Below are 23,231 nucleotides of genomic sequence, written 5' to 3'. Positions count from 1 at the left end.
GTAGTTGAATATCTAGATGTCTATCAGCGTGAAATCGAATAGGGCTCTGTTCGACCTCGACCTGCTGCGCGCCATTGTCGTGGTGGCAGACTGCGGCAGCTTCACCACCGCTGCCGCGCGGCTGCATTCGACCCAGTCGACGATCAGCCAGAAAGTGCGCCGCCTGGAAGACATGGTCGGCCACCGCCTGCTGGTGCGGGGCAACCGTGACGTGCTGCCGACCGATGCCGGGCAGACTTTGCTCGGCTATGCCCGGCACATGCTGGCCCTGAACGATCAGATGCTTGAAGCCCTGGCCGGGGCGATGGTGGGCACCACGGTACGGCTTGGCGTGCCCGAGGACTTCGTTGGCGGGCGTACCACCAATGCGTTGTCGGCATTCAGCCGGCTGCACCCACAGGTGAAGCTCGAAGTGACCAGCGGCTTGTGCCGTGACCTGAGCCAGGCCTACGACAATGGCGAACTTGACCTGGTGCTGCTCAAGCAGCGGCGCAACAGCCGTGAGGGCGTGGCCTGTTGGCCAGAGCGTCTGCAGTGGATCGACAGTGCGCGCACGCCCGCCTTCGAGCTGGACCCGATCCCGTTGGTCACCTTTCCGCCACGCGGCCTGTACCGCGAGGACATGATCAACGCCATCGAAGGCATGGGGCGGCGCTGGCGCATCAGCTTTACCAGTTCCAGCCTCAGTGGCATCCAGGCTGCGGTCGCCGATGGCATGGGTATCAGCCTGCTGCCACCCAGGGCGGCCACCGGCGAGCACAGGGTGCTGGGGGCCGGGCAAGGGCTGCCGGAGGTCGACAGCTATGAGATCGTCATCGTGCACCGGCCGACAGCGGATGTGATGGTCAAGGCGTTGGCTGAGGTGATGACGCAGTTGCTGGCGGGCGGTGGGATCTGACGGTCAGTGGGAAATGCGCTTGCACACGACCCAACGCCAGTGCGATCACTGTGGGCTTTTCCGGCGAGCACGGGCTAAGCCCGTGCCATGCACCTGCAGCCTGCTTAGCGGGCATGCCTGCTCCCACACGTTCGACTAAACCGATTCAATGTCAGGCAACCCGTCGGATGCGGCTTTTGCCAGCGCGGCCTCGGGTGTGGCTGAACAGGTCTTTCGGATCGTCCTCAACCCACGGCACCAGGTCGATCTTGGCACCCATCCCGCGCTTTTCGGCTTGCTGTAGTACGTACCGTAGTACGGTGTAGTCTTCGAGGGCGAAGCCCACCGAATCGAACACAGTGACCTGGCTGTCGCTTTGGCGGCCCTCGGTTTCACCGCGTAGCACGCGCCACAGGTCGACCACCGGAAAGTCCGCCGGCAACTGCTGGATCTCACCTTCGATACGGGTTTGTGGCTCGTACTCGACGAACACCCGTGCGTTGCGCAGCACATCGGCGTGCAGCTCGGTTTTGCCTGGGCAGTCACCGCCCACGGCGTTCAGGTGCATACCGGGCTCCAGCATGTCGGGGGTAATGATGGTGGCGTAGGCCTTGTCGGCCGTCACCGTGGTGATGATGTCCACGCCTTTCACCGCCTCGGCGACCGAACTGGCTCGGCGGATGGTCAAGCCGCTGTATTCCTTGAGGTTGGCGATAAGCTTGGCGGTGGCCAGCGGGTCGGTGTCGTAGGCGACGATTTCTTCGATGCCCAGGTGCTTGTGGAAGGCCAGGGCCTGGAATTCGCTTTGCGCGCCGTTGCCGATCAGCGCCATCTTGCGCGCGTTCGGGCGGGCCAGTGCCTGGGCTGCCATCAGCGAAGTCGCTGCGGTGCGCAGGGCGGTGGCGATGGTCAGTTCGGACAGCAGCACCGGGTAACCGGAGTCGACATCGGCCAGCACACCGAAGGCCATCACCGTATGCAGGTTGCGTGCAGTATTGGCCGGGTGGCCGTTGACGTATTTGAAGGCATAGCGGCTTTTGTCGGCGACCGGCATCAGTTCGATCACGCCCACTTCCGAGTGGCTGGCAACGCGCGCGGACTTGTCAAACGCCTGCCAGCGTTTGAAATCGTCCCGCAGGGCAGCGGCAAGCTCGCCAATAAACGGCGCTACGCCAATGTCATGCACCAAGTCCGACATGGTTGGAACATCAATGAAATACGTCATGCTCTTGCACCTTGTTATTGTGCGCTTGCCCAGCAGTGCGGGGTAAGCGCTTGAGATTATCGAAGTGAAGCTGCATGAACATTTTGATGACAGGTTGCGCCAATCGGAAGCATACAGGTTGTCAGTTTCGTCAGGCTTCTGGACAATCTGCCAACCCAACGTAGCAATCTGATTATTTGGCAGGCTTATGGATACGATCGATCGGGAACTGATTGCACTGTTGCGGGACAACGCACGTACCCCGGTGCTGACCCTGGCAAAAAAGCTGAAGGTGGCCAGGGCAACGGTGCATAACCGCATCACCCGGCTTGAAGAGCAGGGTGTGATCATCGGTTACACGGTACGTTTGCGCTCCGATGCGCTGGACCAGGGGGTGCGGGCAATCACCAGCATCGGCATCAGCGGCCACCATGCCGCAGAGGTCAAGCACGCGCTGCGCGGGCATCCCAATGTGGTGGCCATCCACACCACCAATGGCCGCTGGGATTTGATGGCAGAGCTGCGCGCCGACACCCTCGAAGCGTTCGACCGGGCGCTGAACGCCATCCGCTCGATCCCGCATATCGAGAACACCGAGACCAGCATCCTGCTGTCGACCTACAAGATGTGACCGCTGAGCCAGAGAGGGGTATTGCATAAAAAGCTGCTGACCCTGCTGCAGTCGGTCTACGGCCTGCCGGCACTTCAAGGTTGGCGCTCAGCCACCGCTCGCAACGTACGCAACGTCACCACCGGCGTATCCACCACAAACCGGTTGGCCAGCCACCCTGGCACATCCCCGGCAGGGGCGGCTTGCAACTGGTAGGTCACCTCGGTCACCCGGTCACCCAGCGGTTTCATCTGCCACACACCACTCAGGTGCTCTACTCGGATCAGGCCGTCAACCTTGGGGATCCTGTCGGGATCGGCGCTCAGGTGGCGCACCAGGGTACCGTCGACCAGGCGTTCGCTGGTCACTTTCAGCACGATGTCCCGTGACCTCGCCGGCCAAGGCAGCTGAGTGGTCAGGTACACCCAGGTGTTGTCACCCTCCACATCCAGCAGCCGCATCTGGTCACAGGCGTACAGCCACTTGCAGGCCACCCGCAGGTTATCCTGCAGGTCAGTGAGCGTGCGCAGGCTGGCTTTCATGGTGCTGACACCACGAAATTGCTGGTAGGGCGAGTCGCCTGCATCTTTCAGGTACACGCGAATGCCTTCGCGGTCGTAGGCCAGGTGCCAGTCATCGGCGGCCAGGGCAGAGGCGCACAGCAGCAAGGCCGCGAGCAGCAGGCAGCGGTTCATGGCCGGTACCCTGCAGAGGTGGGTATTTCAGTATGCGCGGCAAACAGAAAGCCCGCCAGGTTGGCGGGCTTGCGGGCATCAGCCTGGGCTTAGCGCTTAGGGTTCAGCGTCAGGTGTACGTGACGGTTCACGTCCTTGTACAGCAGGTAGCTGAAGTTGCCTGGGCCGCCGGCGTAGCAGGCTTGCGGGCAGAAGGCGCGCAGCCACATGAAGTCGCCGGCTTCCACTTCGACCCAGTCCTGGTTCAGACGGTACACTGCCTTGCCTTCCAGCACGTACAGGCCGTGTTCCATCACGTGGGTTTCTGCGAACGGAATCACACCGCCCGGCTGGAAGGTGACGATGTTCACGTGCATGTCGTGGCGCATGTCGGCCATGTCGACAAAGCGGGTGGTTTTCCAGCGGCCTTCGGTGCCCGGCATCTCGATGACGGTAGCGTTGTCGCGGTGGGTGACGAAGGATTCCGGCACGTCCAGGCCTTCAACCTTCTGGTAGTGCTTGCGCAGCCAGTGGAAGGTGACGTTGGACTTGCTGTTGTTACGCAGGCTCCACTCGGCGCCTGGGGCCAGGAAGGCGTAGCCGCCAGGTACCAGGGTGTGGTGTTTGCCTTCGACGGTGATGTCCAGTTCGCCTTCGACGATGAACACCACGGCTTCCGCATCGGCGTCCAGCTCAGGGCGCTCGCTGCCGCCTTCCGGGGCCAGTTCGACGATGTACTGGGAGAACGTTTCGGCAAAACCGGTCAGCGGGCGGGCGATGACCCACATGCGCATCTTGTCCCAAAAGGGCAGGTGGCTGGTGACGATGTCACGCATCACGCCTTTAGGGATGACGGCATAGGCTTCGGTGAACATGGCACGGTCAGTCAGCAGCTCGGTTTGAGCCGGGTGCCCACCGTGGGGGGCGAAGTACGAATGGTTCGACATGGACGATCTCGACTTGTTGTTCTCTCCCCATGCCTTGAACCGCACCGGCCGGTGCGGCGCAGGGGATGTGGCCACAGAATAGGGTCGAGTGCGTGGCATCCACAAATTAAATGTTGGAATACCCGGTATTTGATCACTGAATGCTGACCTGACGTCCAACGTGTTGTTCGGGCAACTGGCCGCCGCGGCCGAACAGCTTGTGGCGCAGGGGGCCCTCGGTGTAGCTCAGCGGGTAGCGGCCGCGCCGTTGCAGCTCGGGCACCAGCAGGTCGACTACATTGGCCAGGTCGTCCGGTTGCACGGCGTAGGTCAGGTTGAAACCGTCGATGCCGGTATGGTCCAGCCAGGTTTCCAGCTGGTCGGCCACCTCGCTGGCAGCGCCGATCAGCACGGGGCCGCGACCGCCCAGGCCAACGAACTCGGCGGCTTCGCGTACGGTCCAGCGGCGAGTGGGGTCGGCGGCGGTAAAGGCTGCCAGGGCGGCACGGCCAGCATCGTTCTCGACGTACTCGATCGGTGCAGCGGGGTCGAGGCCGGCAAAGTCGATACCGGTCCAGCCTGACAGCAGCGCCAGGGCAGCGTCCAGGTCGACATAGCGGCGATAGTCGTTAAAGCGGGCCTCGGCCTCTTCCCGCGTGGGGGCGACGATCAACAGGGCCTGGGCGTAGATCAGCACTTCGTCACGGCCACGCCCGGCCGCTTCGCAGGCCTGGCGGATGCCGTCGGCGTAGCGGCGCAACACCGTCGGCGTTGGCCCGCTGATGAACACGCATTCGGCATGCCGTGCGGCAAACTGCTGACCGCGTGCCGACGCACCGGCCTGGAACAACACCGGGGTGCGTTGCGGCGACGGCTGGCACAGGTGCATGCCGGGCACCTGGAAGTGCTCGCCCACATGGTTGATCGGGTGTACCCGCGAGGGTTCGATATAGCGCCCGCTTTCACGCTCCAGCAGCACGGCGTCGTCGTCCCAGCTTTTCTCCCACAGTTTGTACAGCACCTGCAGGTATTCCTCGGCCAGGTCGTAGCGTTGGTCGTGGCCCAGTTGACGCGCCAGGCCGAGGTTGCGCGCAGCGCTGTCCAGATACCCGGTGACGATGTTCCAGCCGACCCGGCCATTGCTCAGGTGGTCGAGCGTGGACATGCGCCGGGCGAAGGGGTAGGGGTGTTCGTAGGTCAGCGAAAAGGTGACACCAAAACCCAAGTGCTCGGTCACCCCGGCCATCGCCGGCACCAGCAGCAGCGGATCATTGACCGGCACCTGCACGCCACCGCGCAGGGCGGCTTGCGGGCTGCCTTGATAGACGTCGTAGATACCCAGCACATCGGCGATGAACAGGGCGTCGAACAGGCCGCGTTCGAGCAGGCGGGCCAGGTCGGTCCAGTAACTCAGGCGGTTGAACGCCACACTGGTGTTGCGCGGATGGCGCCACAGCCCAGGGGACTGGTGGCTGGCAGCGTTCATGCTGAAGGCGTTGAAGCGGATCGGGCGAGGCATGGTCAGCGCGCTCCGTTCAAGGCAACACGGAAGCCGGGTAGACCGCTTCGGCCACCTGTAGCTTGCGTGGAATCAGGCCCAGGCCCTGGAAGGTGTCAGCCAGCTTCTGTTGTTCGGCAACGATCTGCGGGGTGATAGCGACGGCGTTGTAGTTGCGCCGTTCGCTGGCCACTTCCAGCACCTGTGTGCTGATCCCCAGCTGCGGTGCCAGCAGCGCGGCCACTTCGGCAGGCTTGGCGTTGGCCCACTGGCTGACCTTGCCCAGCTCGGCAAAGAAGGTTTTCAGCAGTGCACGGTGCTCGTCGGCATAGCGGGCTGTGGACAGGTAGAAGGTGCGGTTGTTGGACAGGCCGCTGCCGTCGCGCAGGTTTTTCAACCCTGGCTGGCTTTCTGCGGCGGCGAGGAACGGGTCCCACAGGGTCACGGCCTGCACACTGCCCGATTGCAGGGCGGCCAAGGCATCGGCGGCATTGTTGACGTAGGCGGGGGTAATGTCCTTGTAACTGAGGCCAGCCTGCTGCAGGGCTACGGCCAGCAGGTATTGGGCATTCCAGCCGCGGCCGGTGGCCACGCGCTTGCCTTTCAGGTCCTGCACACTGGCCAGGTGGTCCTGCTCGCGCACGACCAGTCCAATGCCGCGTGGGTAGGGTTGTTCGGCGGCCAGGTAGACCACAGGCTTGCCGGCGGCCTGGGCGAACACCGAGGGGGCATCGGCTGCGTGGCCGAGGTCGATGGCGCCGGTGCTCAGTGCCTCCAGTAGCTGGGGGCCTGCGGCGAACTCATGCCAGCTGACCTTCACACCTTGCGGTGCCAGGGCCTTTTCCAGGGCGCCGCTGCCTTTGAGGATGTTGATGCTGTTGAATTTCTGGTAGCCGATGCGCAGTGTCCTGGCGTCGTCGGCAATGGCTTCGGACCAGGGGAGCAGGGCGCTGGCGACGCTGGCCAGTAAACCGCCGATCAGCAGACGGCGTAGTGGGGAGAAGGCATGTTTGGGCATGGGCATTGCTCCTTGAATCGGGTGAGAGGCGATCTGCCCAGACTAAGGAGGTGGCGTTTGGCTTTCAATTTATATATTCCAGTTTGTTAGATTGTTTAGTTATTTTTATATCCTTTTGTTTTTAGTAACGGGGTGCCTATCGTTGTTGGAGGCGCCATGGGCTGAGATCGGCGGGTCCTGCAGCACCCGTTTGTGCAGTTTTCGACATTTTTTTCACATTCGCTTGCTAGGATCCGCAACGATTCCGAGGAGCCCCTTCATGCCGCACATCCTGCGCAAGCGCAGCGCCCGCATCGCCTTGACTGCCACCTCCGGGCTGCTCGCGGCCACCTTGGGCTTCTTCGCGTGGCAGAGTTTCTACCCGGTTCAGGCCGCTACCGGCTGGGATGTTGAGGTGTTGCATCGCGACGTAACCAAAGCCGCCTCGCTGTTACCGCAAACGGATGGCAGCCTGCTGGTCAGCCGTGAACTGGATGACGGCCGGGGCAGCATCCTCAAGATCACGGCTACGGGCGAGCGCGTCGTGCTGATCGATAACCTGTCCAAGCCCGACGGTATGGTCGCGGCGCAGGGCGGCTGGGTGTTCAGCCAGGAAGGTGGCCTGGCACCTGTCAGCCTCTCCCGCGATGGCCAGGTCACCCGGCTGTTCGACGGCGAGAGCGTGCAAGGCCTCTGGAACGAAGGCAACTATCTTTATGCCATCGAAGACCGCAAGGGCAATGGTCGCCTGATGCGCTATGACTGGAGCAGCGGGCAGCTGGATGTACTGCGGTCCGGCCTGACCGAAACCGAAGGCCTGACCCGCTGCAACGACGGCCGCCTGCTGTACACCGAAAAGGCCAATGGCAGGGTCCGCTCCCTGTCCGACGATGGCAGCGACCCGGTGGTGGTCGACGGTCTGCGTAACCCTACATTCTTGTATTGTGATCAACGTGGCCTATGGATCAGCGAGGACAACACACACCGTGCGCGCCTGCTGCGCATCGATGCCGATGGCAGCCAGCAAACGGTGCTGACTTTCCTCAAGGCTCCGCAGGCGATCATCGCCGATGGTATCGGGGGTTATCTGCTCGCTGAAGGTGGGCGTAACCGCGTGCTGCGCCTGACGCCCGCGCCGGCGCCCGCGACTGCGACTGCGACTGCCCAGCGTAACTGACTGTGCGCCTGGCTGATGATCAGTGCCCGCAGGCTGACCGCGCTGCTTGAGCCCAAGGCATCATGGCTACCCGACCAACAGCGTGCTTCCCTGCATGGCCGCGCTAACGGATAATCCCGGCATTCCAATAAACAGCCTGTGAGTGGGTATGAGTGATTCCGTAGTCGGCCTCGGCCAGCCTGAAACCGAAGGGGTGCGCAAAACGCGCAAGAACAACCCTGAGAAAACACGCGAGGACATCCTCCAGGCCGCCATCAACGAGTTCGTTCAGCAAGGGCTGGCCGGCGCCCGCGTCGACGCCATCGCCGAACGCACCGCCACTTCCAAGCGCATGATCTACTACTACTTCGGCAGCAAGGAGCAGCTGTATTGCGAGTGCCTGGTGAAGTTGTATGGGGATATCCGCAAGACCGAACAGAGCCTGGACCTGGAGTCGTTACCGGCTGAGCAGGCGATCCGCCGGCTGGTGGAGTTCACCTTCGATCACCATGACCGCAACGTCGATTTCGTGCGCATCATCTGCACCGAAAACATCCACTATGGCGAGTACGTCAAGCAGTCGCCGGCCATTCGCGAAATGAGCAGCCTGGTGCTGGAGGCCCTGGGCAACACCCTGCGCCGTGGCGTTCAGGAAGGCGTGTTCCGCGCCGGCATCGAGGTCATCGACCTGCACATGCTGATGAGCTCGTTCTGCTTCTACCGGGTGTCGAACCGCCATACCTTTGGCGAGATCTTCCAGATCGACCTGTCTGATGAGCAAATAAAGCTGCGCCACAAAGCCATGATCTGTGATGCGGTGTTGCGGTATATCCAGCTCGAGCCTCGTACCTGAGATTGGTCGAGCGCCTGGGCTGGCTCAAAGGGCCTCGGTCACTCGCCCAGCCGTTGCTCGCGCGACGGCGGGTAGCCGAAATACGCCGCATAGCACTTGCTGAAGTGCGACACCGAGACAAACCCGCAGGCCACTGCCACTTCCATCACCGACAGGTCGGAATACTGCAGCAGCCGGCGGCTCTTGGTGATGCGCAGTTCCATGTAATAGCGCCGGGGCGACGTGCCCAGCTGGGCCTGGAACAGGCGGTCGATCTGCCGCCGCGAGCGCCCGCTGTAGGCGGCCAACTGGTCGAGGCTGAGGGTTTCCTCGAGGTTGTTCTCCATCAGCTCGACAATGGTGCGCAGGTGCAGGCTCATGGACTTCTTCGCCCCAGGACCCACCTGGCGGTAGCGCGCACCGGAGAATGACAGGATTTCCTCGACGCCTTCGGCCAGGCCATCACCGTACAGCCGGCGTACCAGGCCCAGCATCAGCTCCATGGCGCCATTGGGGCTGGCGGCGCTGAGGCGGTCACGGTCGAGGGTAAAGCTGGCCGGGGTGATGCGGGTTTGCGGGCTGCGCTCCGACAGGCTGGCACGTTGCTCGGGGTGGATGCTGCAACCGTAGTCGTCCAGCACCCCGGCACGGCCAAGGAACCAGGCGCCGTTCCACAAGCCGCCCAAGGCCATGCCGTGGGCCGCGCAATCGTCCAGCAGGCGATCGAGTTCCGGGTACTTGAGTGGTGTGCGCAAGCCGCCACAGACCACCAACAGGTCCAGCTCTTTCAGCGCCGCGGCGGACAGCTCGGTGGCCACCAGTTCCAGCCCCAGGTCGCTGAGCACCCGGTCGCCGTTTAGCGACAGCGGGGTGAACTGGAAGCTGTCGGCACGTAGCAGGTTGGCCGTGACCAGTACGTCCATGGCCACCGTGAAACTGGCCATCGAGAAGTGTTCGAGCAGGATAAAGTCGACCCGATAGGGCGCCTGGGCATTGGCGCCGCTTGTTTTGAGCCGTAGCATGTTGCTGGTGCTGGTCTTTTGGCTGAACTGGCGTGGCGTGGGCACTCTGAACTCCGCTTCCTGGCTGGCCCGCAGAGTGTGGACGGTGCCCGGAGGAAAGACAATCTCCCGGGTGGCTGTGTCGTATTACAGGTCGTGTTCAGGCAAACCTGCCTGTCCTGGCGCTTTACCGCTATGCTGACCTTCCGTCATTGAGGATGCCCCTGATGAGATATGCCGCTGTAGTGTTGCTCAGCCTGTTGCCGTTGCTGGCCAACGCCCTGGAGCAGGGCGACAAGCTTGCCCCGTTCACACTGCTCGACCAGTACGACCAGGCCTACAGCCTTGCTGCCGACACGCAGATACTGCTGGTGGCGCGTGATATGGACGGTGCCAAGCTGGTCAAGGCGGCACTGGCCGAGCAGCCCAAGGGCTACCTGGAAGCACGCGCCGCTGTATTCGTGGCCGACATTCAGCGCATGCCTGCGCTGATCAGCAAACTCTTCGCTGTCCCGGCCATGCGCGATTACAGCTACCGGGTGCTGCTCGACCGTGATGGGCGAGTGGCCAGCCGTTACCCCGGGCAGGAGGGCCAGGTGCAGTGGTTACAACTGCAGCAGGGCGTGCTGGTCAGCCAGCGGGCGTTCACCGATGCAGCGGCGTTGAAGGCTGCGCTGGAGAATGCACCACGGCAATAAGGCCTTTTCGCCGCGCCTGCGAAGAGGCGCGGTGAGTCAAATCAATCTGAACCCTCAGCGCTTGCAGCAACCCAACCCAATACATGCCATTGGGAGAGCGCTCATGGAAATCGGTACGATCTGGATCATCATCGCGGCCTTGGTCATCCTGCTGGAGATCTGGGCCATCTGGCACATCATCGGCAGTGAACGGCGCGCTGAGCGCAAGATGCTGTGGATCGTCTTCGTGGTCTACGCACCCTTCCCCGGTTTGCTGTTCTGGGCCTGGCGCGGGCCGAGGGCGGTGAAGGGCAGGGCGGTGTTGCAGGAAAAGTGACGGTTTGCGGCCTCGGGCGCGGGGGCGCCTGAGGCCGTCGAGGGTCATTTGGGCAGGATCTCGAAGCGCATGGCTGGCCCCAGCCCGTCCACCATCAGGCAGCCGTAGAACTTCACGGTAGACAGTACGCGCAGTTCCTTGAGCGCGTCATGGATGTAATCGCGGACCAGCTTTTCAGCTTCCCGCTTGCGGTCCGCGAGGGTGGTGCCATTGAGTGTGATCATGCCAAGCAGCGTGGTTTCAATGTGCTCGACGGTGTCCAGGCCGAGCTTTTCCCGCAGGTGCAGACGTGCCTGTGCCGCATCGGTTTCATCGCGTGGAGCGCTGTGCGGCTTGATGGTATAGGCCAGCTGAAAATCAAATTTGCTCATCGGTTTTTCCTTGTTGGTTAAAGGCCTCCATGCCGGGCTTTGCAATCTAAGGCCTGACAGCCGCTGCGCAAACACACGCTTGGTTCCAACATGACGATGCCTTGTACGAAATGTCCTACTTCAGGCTTGACCTCGAGTTAACTTAAGGTCCGATACTCCGACGCTCTTCCAACCGAGCAAGGGCTTGTCGTGACCCCATCAAGCGCATTCCAGCTAAGCAACCCCGAAGGCCTCTACGACCCCAGTGGCAACGCCTATTCCCATGTCGCCGAAGTGCGCGCTGACAGCCGTCTGCTGTTCATCGCCGGTCAGGGTGGGGAGGATAGCCAGGGCCAGTTGTCACCCGTGTTCGCCGAACAGGCCCGGCAGGCGCTGGCCAACCTGGAACGGGCCCTGGCGTCGAAAGGTGCCAGCCTGGCCCAGGTGTTCAAGCTGACCCTGCTGATTGTCGAGCACTCCGAAGCGCGCCTGCACCAATGGGTGGCCGAGGCCGACAGGGCCTGGGGGGCGCACATGAAACCGACCTGCACGCTGATACCGGTGCCCCGGCTGGCGCTGGACGGCATGCTGGTGGAGATCGAAGCAGTAGCCGCCGTCTTGCTCAAAACCTGAAAAGCCGGCGCGGTCGCCCGTAGGCGCGGGTTTACCCGCGAACACCGGCGTAGCCGGTGCCATCCTCCACAGTGGATTCTTCCTTGTATATCGGTGCCGGTCCTGACTAAATGCCGCTATAACAACAATCCCACTCAGAGGTGACCACACCATGAGTACAGGCACGACCACGCTTACTGACCGCAAGACCAGCGCCTGGCTTTGGCCTGCCCTTTTCAGCCTGGTGGCGTTTGCCGCCAACTCGGTGTTCTGCCGGCTGGCGCTGAAGGACGGGGCCATCGACCCGGTGTCCTTCACCATGGTCCGCCTGGCCAGTGGCGCGCTGTTTCTGCTGTTGCTGATTCGCCTGCGCAGCCCGGTGCACACAATGGGCGGCAGTTGGTGGGGCGGCTTGGCCCTGTTCCTGTACGCGTTCCTGTTTTCTGCGGCTTACCTGCAACTGGGGGCAGGGGTGGGGGCGTTGTTGCTGTTCGGTGCCGTGCAGATCACTATGTTCGGCTTCGCGTGGTACAGGGGCGAACAGATCACTGTACGCATGCTGCTGGGCATGCTGATTGCCTTTGCCGGCCTGCTGGTGCTGCTGTTGCCTGGCGTCTCCGCGCCGCCGTTGGCCAGTGCCTTGCTGATGGCCCTGTCTGGTGTGGCCTGGGGGGTATATACGCTACTGGGCAAAGGCTCGCCCAGGCCGCTGGCCGACACTGCCGGCAATTTTGCCCGCAGCTTGCCGTGCCTGGTGCTGCTGCTACCGATGCTGTTGCTGGGTGCCGGCCCGCACCTCACGCCACTTGGCTTGTTGTATGCCTTGGGTTCCGGTGTGCTGGCTTCTGGCGCAGGCTATGCCGTTTGGTATGGCGTGGTCCGGCAGATCAGTGCGCAACAGGCGGCGACCCTGCAGCTCAGCGTGCCGGTGATTGCCGCACTGGGCGGGGTTGCCCTGATCGGCGAGTCGGTGTCGTTGCGTTTGTTGATCGCCTGTGTGGTGGTGTTGGGCGGTATTGCCCTGGCGCTGGCGCCGCGCCGTTAAAAAAAGCTGCGCTGGGCCTTGAGCGTGACCACGCTGTCGCAATAGGTATTGATGCCCGAATAGGCATCGCAGCTCGCGCCACTCAGGCTGGAGTTGCTGTAGATCAGGTTCAGGTCGATGCCCAGCCAGGGCCGCGACAGCTCCAGCGACCAATCGGAAAAGGTATTCACCTGGCTGCCATCGCCAATGGTGAACGGCGTGCCCAGGCGGTGGTGGGCGAGCTTGACGGTGAAGTCGACGTCGAACATCGGCAGATGGCCGAAGTCGGCGAACAGCGTGCCCGTGCGGTTGTCGGGGTTGTCGCGCAGCGCCCCGCCGAAGCGGCTGCCCAGCACCGAAATCCCCCCATACAGGGCGTAGCTGTCGGGGCCTGCGATATTGGGCTGACTGTAATGGATCAGCCCTACCTCGTAGCCCAGGCTGCTGTCGAAATGGTGCTTGTAGCCCAGGTAGCTGTCCAGGCGCAGGGTCGAGTCAGGGGTGACGCCCATGCTTGGGGCGTACTGGCCCAGGTACCAGCCACTGGGGTGGCTGAGGTCGAGCCCGCCATGGAATGCGCCAACGGCACTGGATGAGATAAGCCCTTGCGCCATGCTGCGTGAGGGGGTGGTGCCGAGTGTGAAGTCGAAATCGCCCAGTTGGCGTTTCATCTGCTGGGCTTGCGACGCGGGGCTTAAAAGCAGCGCAGCACTCAGCAACAGAAGGGGCCTGATCATGGTCTCCGTCCTGGAAGGCTTGCGGTTGAGCGGTAGAGGATACCTGCGCAAGTGGAGGGAGGGAACCGCCGGTTAGCCCGTTCAGCCTTTGGTCGAACGTTCAGCGTCGGCGGCCTCGGTCACGACAGGCAGGTTACCGGCACGCAGGATCACCCGCCGTTGCTGCTCGTAATTGTCCAGTGACAGGCCGCGGCGCTGTAAGGCTTCCAGTTGCAACTGGCGGGTTTCCTCGGCGGTGTACGGGCGCAGTTCAGGGTGGCTGGCACAGCCGCTGATCACGGCGATGGCAAAAACGACAAGGGTGGCGCACAGGTCGCGGGCCAAGGTATTCATCGGTTAGCTCCAGGGCAGTCTAGGCGGCAGCGTGGGGATGACGCTAGGTTATGCGGCCACAGCGTTCGGTAGAAATTGCCCTGCTCGATAGTGACTATCGACGATTCCGGCGAAGCGCACCGATAGACTCAAACGCATCAACCATCCCACCTTTGAAGCGCGAAAAGTTTGCGTCCCCTCGTCTGGTCAAAAGCACTGCCATTGCTACCCTTAACCCACGCGGTCTGACCTCATGGGGATAAGCGATGCGCATGCCATTGTTTGCTGTCCTGTCGGCACTGCTTTGCCTGAGCGCTGCCCCTGGCCTGGTGCAGGCCGCAGACGTGCCCGCGCCGGATCCGGCGCCATCCGCTGCCACGCCCGTGGCCAAGGACCCGGTGTTCTCCCAGGAGCAACTGGACCAGATGCTGGCCCCCATTGCCTTGTACCCTGATCAGTTGCTGGCTCAGGTGCTGATGGCGTCAACCTACCCGGGGCAGGTCAATGAAGCCGTGACCTGGTCCAAGGCCAACCCCAAGGCCACCGGCGACGATGCGGTCAGGCAAGTGGCCAAGCAGCCCTGGGACCCTAGCGTACAGGCACTGGTAGCCTTCCCGCAGGTGCTGGCAACGCTTGGGCAGGACCCGGTCTGGGTGCAGCGCCTGGGCGATGCTTTCCTCGCTCAGCCCGATGATGTCATGGGCAGCGTGCAGCGTTTGCGCCACCAGGCGCAGGCCGCCGGCAATCTGCAGAGCAGCCAGTACCAGCACGTCACCGTGCAGACCGCACCTGCACCTGCACCGGCGCCAGCCGCAAGCGGCAGCAGCACCCAAGGGGCAGCGGCCAGCAGCCCGCCCACCACCATCGTCATCGAGCCGGCCGACCCGCAAGTGGTGTATGTGCCTAGCTATAACCCGACCACCACCTATGGCACCTGGGCCTACCCTGCCTCGCCCCCGGTGTATTACCCGCCGCCGCCCATGTACTACCCCGGTTCCGCGCTGGTGGCCGGCCTGGCCTTCGGTACCGGCGTGGCAATTGTCGCCTCGCTGTGGGGCGATTGCGACTGGGACAACAATGACATCGACATTGACGTCAACCGCTACAACAACCTCAACGTCAACAACCGCATCACCAACAACCAGAACAAATGGCAGCACAATGCCGCCAACCGCGACGGGGTGCCATACCGCGATTCTCGCAGCCGTCAGCAGTACGGCCGCCAGCTGGACGGTGCCACTCAGCGCACCGCGTTCCGCGGCGACGACGTCCAACGGGCCCAGGCCCGAGACAAAGCCCGGGCATCGATGGACCGCGCAGGTATCGAACGGCCAGCTACCAGTAACCGTCAGGCCCGCGAGCAAATGCGCGAGGCCAAGGCAGGCAATCCTGACGGCAACCGCATGCCGTCCCGTGATGATGGCGCGCGGGCGACTGACCGTCGGCAGGAAACCCGCAACGTCCAAGGCCGCCAGCAGAACGGCAACCTGGCCAATCAACGCCGGCAGGGCGACGGCCAGGTGCGGCAGCCGGCGCAGAGCCGTCCTGCCAATACGGCAGGCCGTGCCCGCAACAATGCCTTCGACGGTGTGCGCTCGCCGTCGCGCACCAGCGTGCAGGCCAACCGCGGCCATACCAGCCAGTCGTTCGCTCAGCGGCCCGGTGCGTCTCGTGCCGCCGGGCACCCGATCTCCCGGCCCAGTGCGCCCGCGCGTCGCGGCGCAGGAGGCCGTCGATGAAGCGCCCAACACTGGCTACATTGCTGCTGACGGCAGGTTTGGCCTGGTCGTTCATGGCCGCTGCCCAGCAAGCCTTTCCAACGCCGGAGAAGGCCGTGGAAGCCTTTGTCGCGGCGCTGGGCCAGGAAAAACCTGATGAAGCCCGCCTGGCCCAGTTGCTGGGCGATGACTGGCGCACCTATATACCGCGCGGTGGTGTGCAACGCAGCGATGTGGATACCTTTCTCGAGCAGTATCGCGCACAGCACAGCATCGACATGTCAGGCGAGGGCAAGGCCATCCTGGCGGTGGGCACCGGTCACTGGACCTTGCCCATACCGCTGACCAGAAGCAGCCAGGGCTGGCGCTTCGACCTCAAGGCGGGCAGTGCCGAAATCCGCGCCCGTCGTATCGGGCGCAACGAGCTGGGTGTTCTGCAGTCGCTGCTGGCCTATCACGATGCGCAAATGGACTACGCCACCCAGGACCACAACGGAGATGGTGCGCTGGAGTACGCACAGAAGATTTTCAGCGAGCCGGGCAAGCATGACGGGCTGTATTGGGATGACAATGGCGACGGTGACGTCAGCCCGTTGGGCCCGCTGTTCGGCCAGGATGTGGTCGGTGACGCCTGGTATGGCTACCACTTCCGCATCCTGGACGCACAGGGCCCATCCGCCCCGGGCGGTGCCTACAGCTACCTGATCGGCAACCAGATGAGCCGTGGCTTCGCCATGGTCGCCTGGCCGGCCAAGTACGACGACACTGGGGTGATGAGCTTCATGATCAGCCATGACGGCCAAGTGTTCGAGAAAGACCTCGGGCCGCATGGCGACAGGCTGGCGAAGGAGATGAAACGCTTTGACCCGGACGACAGCTGGAAAGTGGTGGATGTGGTGGCGGGGGATTGAGCCCGCCAAGCCAACGCGACGGTGCCCCTGTGGAAGCGGGCCATTTTCCGTTGTTGTGATCAGTGCGCACGCGTAGCCCGCACCTCGCTCGCCGTGCACCCATACTGCTGGCGAAATGCCCGGGTGAACTGCGCCTGATCGGCAAAGCCCCAGCGAAATGCCAGTTCGCCGATCGCCAGGTGGCAATGCGGGTCAAGCAGTTGCCGGTGCACGGCCTCCAGGCGTTGACGGCGTACCCACTCGCCAAGGGTGTAGGGCGTGATCGCGAACAACTTGTGCAGATAACGCAGCGACAGCCCACAGGCGCTGGCGATGGTTTGTGGCGACAGCTCGGGGTCACCCAGGTTTTGCTGCACGTACTGCTCGACCCGCGTCAGGTGCAGGGTGCTGAGGTTGCTGCCTTCGCTGCCCAGCACGCGCTCATCCTGTTGCAAGGCCAGCAGCAGGGTGGCGGAGGCCTGTTCCAGCAGTAGATGCCGGGCTGCCGGGGGGCTGGTGTCGAAATGGCGGGCACACAGGTCGAGTTGCTCGACGAAGATGCGCCCCAGGCCCTGACGGGCATCGAAGCAATGCCGGGTATAGCGCTTGTGCCCCAACAGGTTGGCTTTGAGCGCACGCTCGGGCAGCTTGAGCACCCACAAGTCGTTCTGCGTGCCGTAGTGGAAGCGGTAGGGTGCATCGCCGCGCTCGACGATGAAACCGCCCGGGCTGCAACTGATCTGGTGGCCGTCCTGTTCGAAGTGCACCTCGCTGCCATGCGGCACAGTCACCAGGTAGAACGCTTCATGGTCCTGGCCGATATGCGCGTTGCTGCGCGAGTAACCCAGCTGGCTGGACCGCAGGCGCGACAGGCTGAGCGGCGTGCTCGGCGTACTCCAGCGCTGCAGGTGGCCATCGAATGGCTGTCCGGCAGCAAATTCAAGGCTCAAGGGGAAATAGGTGTCACTGATGGCTTCGGCCCAGCGTGCCTGGCGTTCAGGCTGTGGCCAGCCGTGGGTCGAGAGTTCTGTGGGCATGGTGGGTCCTTTTTCAAAGAGGGCAGCATTGAAAAAAGGAACTGCAGGCAAGCTACTCAAGCAGCTCTTGTTATTGTAAAAACCGCCCGGCAGCGCAAAACTGCCGGGCGGTTGTCAGGCCCATGATCGGCGCGCGCCGACCGCAAGATCAACCCCCGCGTGTCACTCGGTAGGTGGCCGAAGGCTCCAGGCGAGCCTGCCAGCCGGGTGGCAGGACAATGTTGGTGGTGTCTTCCTCGATCACACAGGGGCCATGCACGGTCTGCCCTGGCAACAGGTGGTTGCCGTTGAACACCGGTGTGGGCTGCCATTCACCGTCGGCACTGAACAGCATCGGGCGGACGGATTGCGCGGTGGCGGCGGGGGGCTCGGCCGGCCCCTGCAGCTCGGGTTGCGGCGGGCGTGGCAGGTGGCCGATCACCGAGCACTCCAGGTTCACCAGCTCCACCGGGCTGTCGGGTTCGCTGTACGAGTACAGGGTCTGGTGGCGGCTGTGGAAGCGGCTGACCAGCGCGGCCAGCCCTGCCTCGTCCAGGCTGTGCTGCTGCAGGTCCACACTGCACTCATGAATCTGCCCCAGGTAGCGCATCTCCAGGGTGTAGTGGCAGCTGCTGGCCTGGTCGCCAAAACCGTCTTCGCGCAGGTTGGCCAGGCCTTGCTCACGCAGTTCGGTGAGGGTCTGGTTGAGTTGCGCCAGGTCGACGTGCCCGGCGTCCAGTCGCATCGACAGGCTGGTGAGCTGGTCGTAGCGCACGTCGGACAGGATCTGGCCGAACGCACACAAGCCCGAGGCCACCTTGGGGATCAGCACGGTGTGCATGCCAATTTCTTCGGCCAGGCGCACCACGTGCATGCCCGCCGCACCGCCTGCACCGATCAAGGCGAAGTCACGCGGGTCGTGACCGCGCTCGATCGATACGCGGCGGATGCCGTTGACCATGTTCAGGTTGACCAGGGTGGTGATGCCGAATGCCGCGCGTTCCACACTGATGCCCAGCGGTTCGGCGATCTTGCTCCGGATGGCGTCCAGCGCGGCCTGGCGGTTCAGGCGGATACTGCCGCCCAGCAGTGCGCCGTCGGGCAGGTAGCCAAGAGCCAGGTTGGCGTCGGTGACCGTGGGTTCGCGGCCACCCTTGCCGTAGCACACCGGCCCAGGCATGGCGCCGGCGCTGCGCGGTCCGACCTGGAGCATGCCAAACTCGTCCAGGTGGGCGATGGAGCCACCGCCGGCACCCAGGGTCTCCACCTGGATCATCGGCACGCCGATGCGCTGGCGCAGGAAGTCCACGTCCTTGCTGAAGTTGGTGCGTCCGGCGTTGGTCAGGGTGATGTCGAACGAGGTGCCGCCCATGTCCACGGTAATGACGTTGTCGATACCGAACGGCCTCGCTACCGCCAACCCGGCTTGTGGTGCCGAGGCCGGACCGGAGTTGATCGCGTTGACGGCGCGCTCACGCATCAGGTGTCCGGGCGCCAACCCGCCGTTGGACTGGAAGTAGCGTACTGGCTGCTGTGCGCCAAGCTCCTGGAACAGGCTGTCGATGCGCGCCACGTAACGTGCCATTACCGGGCTGAGGTAGGCGTTGACCACGGTGGTGGAGGTGCGGGTGTATTCGCGGATCTGCGGGAACACCTCGCAGCCGGTGCAGACGAATACCTCGGGCAGGGCAGCCCTTACCAGTTCGGCGGCCCGCTGTTCGTGGCTGGGGTTGCGTACCGACCACAGGAAGGAAATGGCCACGGCCTGCACGCCTTCGGCACGGAAGTAGTCGATGGCGGCATGGATGGCGGCTTCGTCCAGCGGGCTGTGCTCACGGCCATCGCCAAGGATTCGGCCACCGATCGGGCGGCGCAGGTGGCGTGGGGCAAGCATGTGTGCCGGCGGGTAGTGGGCGTCGTAGCGGTGGCCTTCTTCCTTGTGGCCCAGGCGGATTTCCAGGCTGTCCTCGTGCCCCTCGGTGCACAGCAGGCCCACCTTGGCCCCGGTGCGCTCGATCAGCGCGTTGAGGGCCACGGTGGTGCCGTTGATGCACAGGTCACAGTTGGCGATCAGTTCGGCCGGACTGCGCCCGGTGGCGTCGGCGATCTGTGCCAGGCCGGCGCGAATGGCCAAGGTGCCGTCCTGCGGCGTGGAGGGGGCCTTGAACAGCTGCACGCCGCCGTCGCGATCGGCCAGGATGAAATCGGTGAAAGTGCCGCCGGCGTCTACGCCCAGGCGATATTGGTTACGCATGCGTGTTCTCCGGTTAGCGCGGGGCGCGGGCAAGGCGGGTGGCTGTTTCGTCCAGTTGGCCATCGGCATCGAGGACCACGCCATATTCCAGGGCTGCGCCTTGTGGCGAGACCAGGCCGTTGCGCACGTCCTCCAGTACTGCTGCGACCCGACGGCGCAGTGGGTCGCCGTAGCCACCACCCCCTGGGTTGATGTTGATGATGCGTTCGCCGGGCTGCAGGGTGAGCATGGGGTTCTGCGTGTAGTGGTCTTCGCGGCCATCGGCATGGCGATGGATCAGCCGGCCCAGTTTGGGCTCGAGCAGAGCATTGCGAGCCCCGGCGGCACCAGCGGTGGGCAACTGGCGGCCCTCGCCGAAGCCGACCACGGTCATGGCGTGGTCCAGCGGCTCGATCTCCAGGCGGGTGCCCGAACCCCCGCGTAACTCACCGGCGCCACCACTGTCGGCCATCAGGCTGTAGCGGTGGATCAGCACCGGATACGCGTGTTCGAGCAGCTCGATGTCACCGCTCATCAGCGCCCCGAAGCAGCACAGCGGGCCGCAGGCGTGCCAGCCATCCATCACCTTGTTGGCACCGGCACCGGAAATGATCGAGGCCAGCACCATCGTCACGTACTCGCTATTGCCGTTGCGCGGGTCGCGGCCGGCAATGTTGATGCCGCTGGTATGCCCCCAGGAGGCCGTTACCCGCTGTGGCGAGGCCTGTTCCAGTGCCGTGCGCACGGCATCGGCGAGGGTTTCCATCGGCGTGGTGGTGCAATTGACGTGGGGCGCGGGTTCCTCGGCATTGCACAGCGTACCCCTGGGGCCGACATCGACCGTTACGCAGCGATACAGGCCTTCGTTGTAAGGCGGCGCCACCTGGGCGAACATCATCAGCCCCAGGTACACCCCGGATACCGAGTTGCCCTCATAGGAATTGATGAAGTACGGCACCTGCGGCGGGCTTTCGATGCGCACATGGGCCTGGTCGCCACGGATCTGCACATGGGCGGTGATGGCCAGTTCACCCAGGCCGTGGCCGGCATCTTCGAGCACGGCGGTGCCGCTGTAGTCACCATCCGGCACATCGCGCAACAGCGCCCGCATGTGTCGGTCGGCCATGTTCTTCAGTTCGGCGATGCAGGCACGCACCTGTGCCACGCCGTACTTGTCCAGCAGCTCCAGCAAGTGCCGCTCGCCGACCTTGCAGGCGCCATACTGGGCATTGAGGTCGCCTTCCTGATAGGGGCGGGCGCGCATGTTGGTAAGCATGAAGTTGATCACGTCCTCACGACGCTTGCCCTTTTCCCACAGCTTGACCGGTGGAATGCGCAGGCCTTCGGCATAGATCTCCTTGGCATCGGGGTTGTAGCCCGCCGGCACCGGGCCGCCGATGTCGGTCAGGTGGCCCTTGCAGACGGTCCAGAACACCAGCTCGCCCTGGTAATACACCGGTTTGTACATGCAGCAGTCGAGAATATGGCTGCCCTTGTAGGCGGGGTCGTTGTGGTAGATCACGTCGCCTTCGGCGATGTCGTCGCCGAAGAACTCGGCCACGCATTTCATGGCCGGTATCAGCGAGCCCAGGTGGATGGGAATGTCCTGGCCCTGCAGGATCATTTCCGGCAAGTGGTCGAACAGCGAGTTGGAATAGTCGTGTGCCAGGTTGAACACACTGGAGCGCCCGGTCTTTTCCAGGGTCAGGGTCATTTCGCGTTGCGCTGTCTCCAGCGCACCCCGGACAACCGCAAGGGTGATCGGATCTACTGTCTGCATAGGTCACCAACGTTTGTTCTTGTGCTTTGGGTGCGTGCCGCAGCGGGGCGGCGCGTGGTGACAGGCTAAGGGGCGGGGTGGGGGGAAGGCTTGTCGCTGGGTGTACCGGTTGTTGTGTCTGGGCGCACTTCAAGTTCGGGCAGGCGACACAACTATTGCCCCAACATCTGTCGCACCAGCCATTGCCCGGCCGGCCCCAAGGCACGCCGGCTCGACCAGGCCACATCCATATCCACCCGCCGGGGGTAACCCGCTATCTGCAACTCCACCAGCTCGTTGCCAAACCGTTTAACCAGCGCCCTGGGCAGTTCGGCCCAGCCAAACCCGCGCACGGCGAACTCCAGCAGGGTAAGGTAATCCGGTGCCGACCACGCTTGGCCACGGCCATGGTGCAGGCTGGGGGCATAGGTCTTGATATACAGCTGTCGTGCGTTCTCCAGATGCTGCGCCTTTACCTGCGCCAGGCTTGCCAGCGGATGCTCGCTGGCGACATACACGCCGAACTCTGCCTGCTCCGGCAAGCGCGCCACGGCCACGTCGGCGGGGTAGCCGGGCTGTGTGGCAAGGATGCCGACATGGGCCAGGCCCTGCTGGATCATCTCGATCACATCAGCGTCCTCCGCCGGGCCGCAGCGTAGCTCGGTATGGGGGTAGTGCTGGGCGAAACGAGTCATCACCGCCCCCTGGAACGTTACGCTGTAGCTGTCCGACATCACCACAGATACCAGCGCCTCGACATTTTGCGCCAGTCGCACTGCCAGCGCATCGAGCTGGGCGCTGGCATCGAGAATTGCTTCGACATGGCTCAGCACCTGCCTGCCTGCTTCATTGAGCGTGGGGTGGCGGCCATTGCGGTCAAACAGCGGGCAGCCGATATCGGCCTCGAAATTGGCGATAGCGATGCTGACAGTGGACTGGCTTTTGCGCAGCTTGCGCGCCGCCGCAGAAAACGAACCGAGTGAGGCGGCTTCGGTAAAGGCGACCAGAGCTTCGGGAGAGTAACGCATGGTATTGATAAAACCGATGGTAGCTATGTCGCGAGTATCAGTTCTATCAAAGAAAATGGGAAGCACGACTCCCGCAATGGATGGAATGTGCAATGAAAAACGTGTCTTTCACCGAACGCCTGGTCCACGCCGTTGGCTATGAAGTTTTTGCGGTACTGCTGTGTGCGCCGCTGCTGTCCTGGATCATGGGCAAGTCGTTGGCAACGGCGGGCGCGCTGGCGGTGACCCTGTCGGTGATCGCCATGCTGTGGAACATGGTTTACAACGCACTGGTTGATCGCTGGGTGCAAACCGAACGCATCAACTGGAAGGCCAGTACGCGTTTCGTGCACGGTCTTGGCTTCGAAGCCGGCCTGGTGGTGTGGTGCCTGCCGGTGGCGGCTTGGATGCTGGAGATTTCGCTGATGCAGGCGTTCATGGTGGAGCTGGGCTTCTTCGTGATCATCCTGCCCTACACCGTGGTATACAACTGGGCGTTCGACAAAGCCCGGCACCTGCTGGTGCAGCGGCGCCTGGCATGATTCTGCCACCTGGCGCGGTTCATTGATCGGGAGTGGGCACAGGTCGGTGGTTGTGCGCAGGCCGTCGTGTAGGAGCGGGTTCACCCGCGAAAGGGCCGGCCCTGCTGGCCAATCTCTACACGCCGTTCACCGTCGCCGCCGCTACCGTATTCGCGGGTAAACCCGCTCCTACCACGGTGGTGGACACACCTCGTGGGTTGGACACAGGCCGTCGTAGGAGCGGGTTTACCCGCGAAAGGGCC

General features: G+C 63.4%; 24 protein-coding genes. 11 read left to right on the top strand and 13 right to left on the bottom strand.

Translation table 11 applies throughout. From position 1 onward, the window contains the following. Window positions 1–16: 16 nt before the first annotated feature. Window positions 17–898 carry a LysR substrate-binding domain-containing protein gene (locus tag ACK59Z_RS21660; RefSeq protein ID WP_010954391.1) on the top strand — a complete coding sequence of 294 codons (882 nt, stop codon included), beginning with the start codon at window positions 17–19 and terminating at the stop codon, window positions 896–898. Between the two features lie 151 nt (window positions 899–1,049). On the opposite strand, the gene ACK59Z_RS21655 is transcribed toward ACK59Z_RS21660, so the two are convergent. Next, window positions 1,050–2,102: an ornithine cyclodeaminase gene (locus ACK59Z_RS21655; RefSeq protein WP_054889557.1), complete on the bottom strand. Its 1,053-nt coding sequence runs from the start codon at window positions 2,100–2,102 to the stop codon at window positions 1,050–1,052. 187 nt (window positions 2,103–2,289) lie between these two features. Here ACK59Z_RS21655 and ACK59Z_RS21650 point away from each other — a divergent pair, with 187 nt between their 5' ends. Continuing rightward, on the top strand, window positions 2,290–2,712 hold the full coding sequence (locus tag ACK59Z_RS21650; RefSeq protein ID WP_010954389.1) for an Lrp/AsnC family transcriptional regulator: 423 nt from the start codon (window positions 2,290–2,292) through the stop codon (window positions 2,710–2,712). A 74-nt stretch (window positions 2,713–2,786) separates the two neighbouring features. On the opposite strand, the gene ACK59Z_RS21645 is transcribed toward ACK59Z_RS21650, so the two are convergent. The 4 genes from ACK59Z_RS21645 to ACK59Z_RS21630 all read right to left on the bottom strand — a co-directional run bounded on the left by ACK59Z_RS21645 (window position 2,787) and on the right by ACK59Z_RS21630 (window position 6,807). Further along, entirely contained in the window at window positions 2,787–3,386 is a 600-nt protein-coding gene (locus tag ACK59Z_RS21645) for an START domain-containing protein (RefSeq protein ID WP_108190423.1), read from the bottom strand. A gap of 89 nt (window positions 3,387–3,475) precedes the next feature. Then, complete coding sequence (locus ACK59Z_RS21640; protein ID WP_003247865.1) at window positions 3,476–4,312, bottom strand: bifunctional allantoicase/(S)-ureidoglycine aminohydrolase; 837 nt, start codon at window positions 4,310–4,312, stop codon at window positions 3,476–3,478. A gap of 133 nt (window positions 4,313–4,445) precedes the next feature. After that, on the bottom strand, window positions 4,446–5,810 hold the full coding sequence (locus ACK59Z_RS21635) for an LLM class flavin-dependent oxidoreductase (protein ID WP_108190422.1): 1,365 nt from the start codon (window positions 5,808–5,810) through the stop codon (window positions 4,446–4,448). Between the two features lie 16 nt (window positions 5,811–5,826). Next, the gene (locus tag ACK59Z_RS21630; RefSeq protein ID WP_108190421.1) at window positions 5,827–6,807 is read right to left on the bottom strand and encodes an aliphatic sulfonate ABC transporter substrate-binding protein; all 981 of its coding nucleotides are present in this window, start codon (window positions 6,805–6,807) and stop codon (window positions 5,827–5,829) included. A gap of 259 nt (window positions 6,808–7,066) precedes the next feature. Here ACK59Z_RS21630 and ACK59Z_RS21625 point away from each other — a divergent pair, with 259 nt between their 5' ends. Further along, window positions 7,067–7,963 carry a hypothetical protein gene (locus ACK59Z_RS21625; RefSeq protein ID WP_108190420.1) on the top strand — a complete coding sequence of 299 codons (897 nt, stop codon included), beginning with the start codon at window positions 7,067–7,069 and terminating at the stop codon, window positions 7,961–7,963. Window positions 7,964–8,111: 148 nt separating this feature from the next. Then, complete coding sequence (locus ACK59Z_RS21620) at window positions 8,112–8,795, top strand: TetR/AcrR family transcriptional regulator (RefSeq protein WP_004577026.1); 684 nt, start codon at window positions 8,112–8,114, stop codon at window positions 8,793–8,795. 38 nt (window positions 8,796–8,833) lie between these two features. On the opposite strand, the gene ACK59Z_RS21615 is transcribed toward ACK59Z_RS21620, so the two are convergent. Further along, complete coding sequence (locus ACK59Z_RS21615) at window positions 8,834–9,841, bottom strand: GlxA family transcriptional regulator (protein WP_108190419.1); 1,008 nt, start codon at window positions 9,839–9,841, stop codon at window positions 8,834–8,836. A 161-nt stretch (window positions 9,842–10,002) separates the two neighbouring features. On the opposite strand from ACK59Z_RS21615, the gene ACK59Z_RS21610 reads away from it, so the two are divergent. Both ACK59Z_RS21610 and ACK59Z_RS21605 read left to right on the top strand, forming a co-directional pair. Beyond that, window positions 10,003–10,473, top strand: coding sequence for a hypothetical protein (locus ACK59Z_RS21610; protein WP_012052122.1), 471 nt, complete (start codon window positions 10,003–10,005; stop codon window positions 10,471–10,473). Between the two features lie 103 nt (window positions 10,474–10,576). Then, the gene (locus ACK59Z_RS21605; RefSeq protein WP_003247877.1) at window positions 10,577–10,789 is read left to right on the top strand and encodes a PLDc N-terminal domain-containing protein; all 213 of its coding nucleotides are present in this window, start codon (window positions 10,577–10,579) and stop codon (window positions 10,787–10,789) included. 44 nt (window positions 10,790–10,833) lie between these two features. Here the strand turns inward: ACK59Z_RS21605 and ACK59Z_RS21600 are convergent, their stop codons facing one another. Further along, window positions 10,834–11,160 (bottom strand): hypothetical protein, encoded by a 327-nt coding sequence (locus ACK59Z_RS21600; protein ID WP_108190418.1) that lies wholly within the window; start codon window positions 11,158–11,160, stop codon window positions 10,834–10,836. A gap of 189 nt (window positions 11,161–11,349) precedes the next feature. Between ACK59Z_RS21600 and ACK59Z_RS21595 the strand changes: the two genes are divergently transcribed. Further along, a complete protein-coding gene (locus ACK59Z_RS21595; protein WP_010954380.1) occupies window positions 11,350–11,772 on the top strand; it encodes a RidA family protein in 423 nt (140 codons plus the stop codon). Window positions 11,773–11,923: 151 nt separating this feature from the next. Next, window positions 11,924–12,796 carry a DMT family transporter gene (locus tag ACK59Z_RS21590; RefSeq protein ID WP_108190416.1) on the top strand — a complete coding sequence of 291 codons (873 nt, stop codon included), beginning with the start codon at window positions 11,924–11,926 and terminating at the stop codon, window positions 12,794–12,796. On the opposite strand, the gene ACK59Z_RS21585 is transcribed toward ACK59Z_RS21590, so the two are convergent. Further along, a complete protein-coding gene (locus ACK59Z_RS21585) occupies window positions 12,793–13,512 on the bottom strand; it encodes a TorF family putative porin (RefSeq protein ID WP_409293653.1) in 720 nt (239 codons plus the stop codon). The two genes, ACK59Z_RS21590 and ACK59Z_RS21585, sit on opposite strands and share 4 nt — an antisense overlap. An 81-nt stretch (window positions 13,513–13,593) precedes the next feature. After that, a complete protein-coding gene (locus ACK59Z_RS21580) occupies window positions 13,594–13,845 on the bottom strand; it encodes a hypothetical protein (RefSeq protein WP_409293652.1) in 252 nt (83 codons plus the stop codon). Window positions 13,846–14,090: 245 nt separating this feature from the next. Between ACK59Z_RS21580 and ACK59Z_RS21575 the strand changes: the two genes are divergently transcribed. After that, complete coding sequence (locus ACK59Z_RS21575) at window positions 14,091–15,563, top strand: DUF3300 domain-containing protein (RefSeq protein ID WP_409293651.1); 1,473 nt, start codon at window positions 14,091–14,093, stop codon at window positions 15,561–15,563. After that, the gene (locus ACK59Z_RS21570) at window positions 15,560–16,453 is read left to right on the top strand and encodes a DUF2950 domain-containing protein (RefSeq protein ID WP_409293650.1); all 894 of its coding nucleotides are present in this window, start codon (window positions 15,560–15,562) and stop codon (window positions 16,451–16,453) included. Before ACK59Z_RS21575 ends, ACK59Z_RS21570 begins: the two co-directional genes overlap by 4 nt. A gap of 59 nt (window positions 16,454–16,512) precedes the next feature. On the opposite strand, the gene ACK59Z_RS21565 is transcribed toward ACK59Z_RS21570, so the two are convergent. The 4 genes from ACK59Z_RS21565 to ACK59Z_RS21550 form a co-directional block, all read right to left on the bottom strand. Then, window positions 16,513–17,469: a helix-turn-helix domain-containing protein gene (locus tag ACK59Z_RS21565; protein WP_003247896.1), complete on the bottom strand. Its 957-nt coding sequence runs from the start codon at window positions 17,467–17,469 to the stop codon at window positions 16,513–16,515. A gap of 148 nt (window positions 17,470–17,617) precedes the next feature. After that, window positions 17,618–19,702 (bottom strand): hydantoinase/oxoprolinase family protein, encoded by a 2,085-nt coding sequence (locus ACK59Z_RS21560; protein WP_409293649.1) that lies wholly within the window; start codon window positions 19,700–19,702, stop codon window positions 17,618–17,620. A 13-nt stretch (window positions 19,703–19,715) separates the two neighbouring features. After that, window positions 19,716–21,461: a hydantoinase B/oxoprolinase family protein gene (locus tag ACK59Z_RS21555; RefSeq protein ID WP_012052132.1), complete on the bottom strand. Its 1,746-nt coding sequence runs from the start codon at window positions 21,459–21,461 to the stop codon at window positions 19,716–19,718. Window positions 21,462–21,613: 152 nt separating this feature from the next. Further along, window positions 21,614–22,468, bottom strand: coding sequence for a LysR family transcriptional regulator (locus tag ACK59Z_RS21550; RefSeq protein WP_003247901.1), 855 nt, complete (start codon window positions 22,466–22,468; stop codon window positions 21,614–21,616). Window positions 22,469–22,560: 92 nt separating this feature from the next. On the opposite strand from ACK59Z_RS21550, the gene ACK59Z_RS21545 reads away from it, so the two are divergent. Further along, window positions 22,561–22,989, top strand: a complete 429-nt coding sequence (locus ACK59Z_RS21545; protein ID WP_256819246.1) for a multidrug/biocide efflux PACE transporter — start codon at window positions 22,561–22,563, stop codon at window positions 22,987–22,989. The last annotated feature ends 242 nt before the right edge of the window (window positions 22,990–23,231 follow it).

This window comes from Pseudomonas sp. KCJK9058 (genome assembly GCF_046230975.1).
Lineage (GTDB): Bacteria > Pseudomonadota > Gammaproteobacteria > Pseudomonadales > Pseudomonadaceae > Aquipseudomonas > Aquipseudomonas alloputida.
Note: the sequence above shows the minus strand (reverse complement) of the source record. Positions and strands in the feature narration are given on the sequence as shown.

Excerpts from the sequence above, each read along its gene's own strand:
- ACK59Z_RS21650 (WP_010954389.1), top strand. The coding sequence starts at position 2,290 with ATGGATACGATCGATCGGGAACTGATTGCACTGTTGCGGGACAACGCA.
- ACK59Z_RS21630 (WP_108190421.1), bottom strand. The coding sequence starts at position 6,807 with ATGCCCAAACATGCCTTCTCCCCACTACGCCGTCTGCTGATCGGCGGT.
- ACK59Z_RS21555 (WP_012052132.1), bottom strand. The coding sequence starts at position 21,461 with ATGCAGACAGTAGATCCGATCACCCTTGCGGTTGTCCGGGGTGCGCTG.
- ACK59Z_RS21660 (WP_010954391.1), top strand. The coding sequence starts at position 17 with ATGTCTATCAGCGTGAAATCGAATAGGGCTCTGTTCGACCTCGACCTG.
- ACK59Z_RS21580 (WP_409293652.1), bottom strand. The coding sequence starts at position 13,845 with ATGAATACCTTGGCCCGCGACCTGTGCGCCACCCTTGTCGTTTTTGCC.
- ACK59Z_RS21600 (WP_108190418.1), bottom strand. The coding sequence starts at position 11,160 with ATGAGCAAATTTGATTTTCAGCTGGCCTATACCATCAAGCCGCACAGC.
- ACK59Z_RS21575 (WP_409293651.1), top strand. The coding sequence starts at position 14,091 with ATGCGCATGCCATTGTTTGCTGTCCTGTCGGCACTGCTTTGCCTGAGC.
- ACK59Z_RS21560 (WP_409293649.1), bottom strand. The coding sequence starts at position 19,702 with ATGCGTAACCAATATCGCCTGGGCGTAGACGCCGGCGGCACTTTCACC.
- ACK59Z_RS21640 (WP_003247865.1), bottom strand. The coding sequence starts at position 4,312 with ATGTCGAACCATTCGTACTTCGCCCCCCACGGTGGGCACCCGGCTCAA.
- ACK59Z_RS21550 (WP_003247901.1), bottom strand. The coding sequence starts at position 22,468 with ATGCGTTACTCTCCCGAAGCTCTGGTCGCCTTTACCGAAGCCGCCTCA.
- ACK59Z_RS21570 (WP_409293650.1), top strand. The coding sequence starts at position 15,560 with ATGAAGCGCCCAACACTGGCTACATTGCTGCTGACGGCAGGTTTGGCC.
- ACK59Z_RS21620 (WP_004577026.1), top strand. The coding sequence starts at position 8,112 with ATGAGTGATTCCGTAGTCGGCCTCGGCCAGCCTGAAACCGAAGGGGTG.
- ACK59Z_RS21655 (WP_054889557.1), bottom strand. The coding sequence starts at position 2,102 with ATGACGTATTTCATTGATGTTCCAACCATGTCGGACTTGGTGCATGAC.
- ACK59Z_RS21610 (WP_012052122.1), top strand. The coding sequence starts at position 10,003 with ATGAGATATGCCGCTGTAGTGTTGCTCAGCCTGTTGCCGTTGCTGGCC.
- ACK59Z_RS21565 (WP_003247896.1), bottom strand. The coding sequence starts at position 17,469 with ATGCCCACAGAACTCTCGACCCACGGCTGGCCACAGCCTGAACGCCAG.
- ACK59Z_RS21545 (WP_256819246.1), top strand. The coding sequence starts at position 22,561 with ATGAAAAACGTGTCTTTCACCGAACGCCTGGTCCACGCCGTTGGCTAT.
- ACK59Z_RS21585 (WP_409293653.1), bottom strand. The coding sequence starts at position 13,512 with ATGATCAGGCCCCTTCTGTTGCTGAGTGCTGCGCTGCTTTTAAGCCCC.
- ACK59Z_RS21590 (WP_108190416.1), top strand. The coding sequence starts at position 11,924 with ATGAGTACAGGCACGACCACGCTTACTGACCGCAAGACCAGCGCCTGG.
- ACK59Z_RS21645 (WP_108190423.1), bottom strand. The coding sequence starts at position 3,386 with ATGAACCGCTGCCTGCTGCTCGCGGCCTTGCTGCTGTGCGCCTCTGCC.
- ACK59Z_RS21625 (WP_108190420.1), top strand. The coding sequence starts at position 7,067 with ATGCCGCACATCCTGCGCAAGCGCAGCGCCCGCATCGCCTTGACTGCC.
- ACK59Z_RS21605 (WP_003247877.1), top strand. The coding sequence starts at position 10,577 with ATGGAAATCGGTACGATCTGGATCATCATCGCGGCCTTGGTCATCCTG.
- ACK59Z_RS21635 (WP_108190422.1), bottom strand. The coding sequence starts at position 5,810 with ATGCCTCGCCCGATCCGCTTCAACGCCTTCAGCATGAACGCTGCCAGC.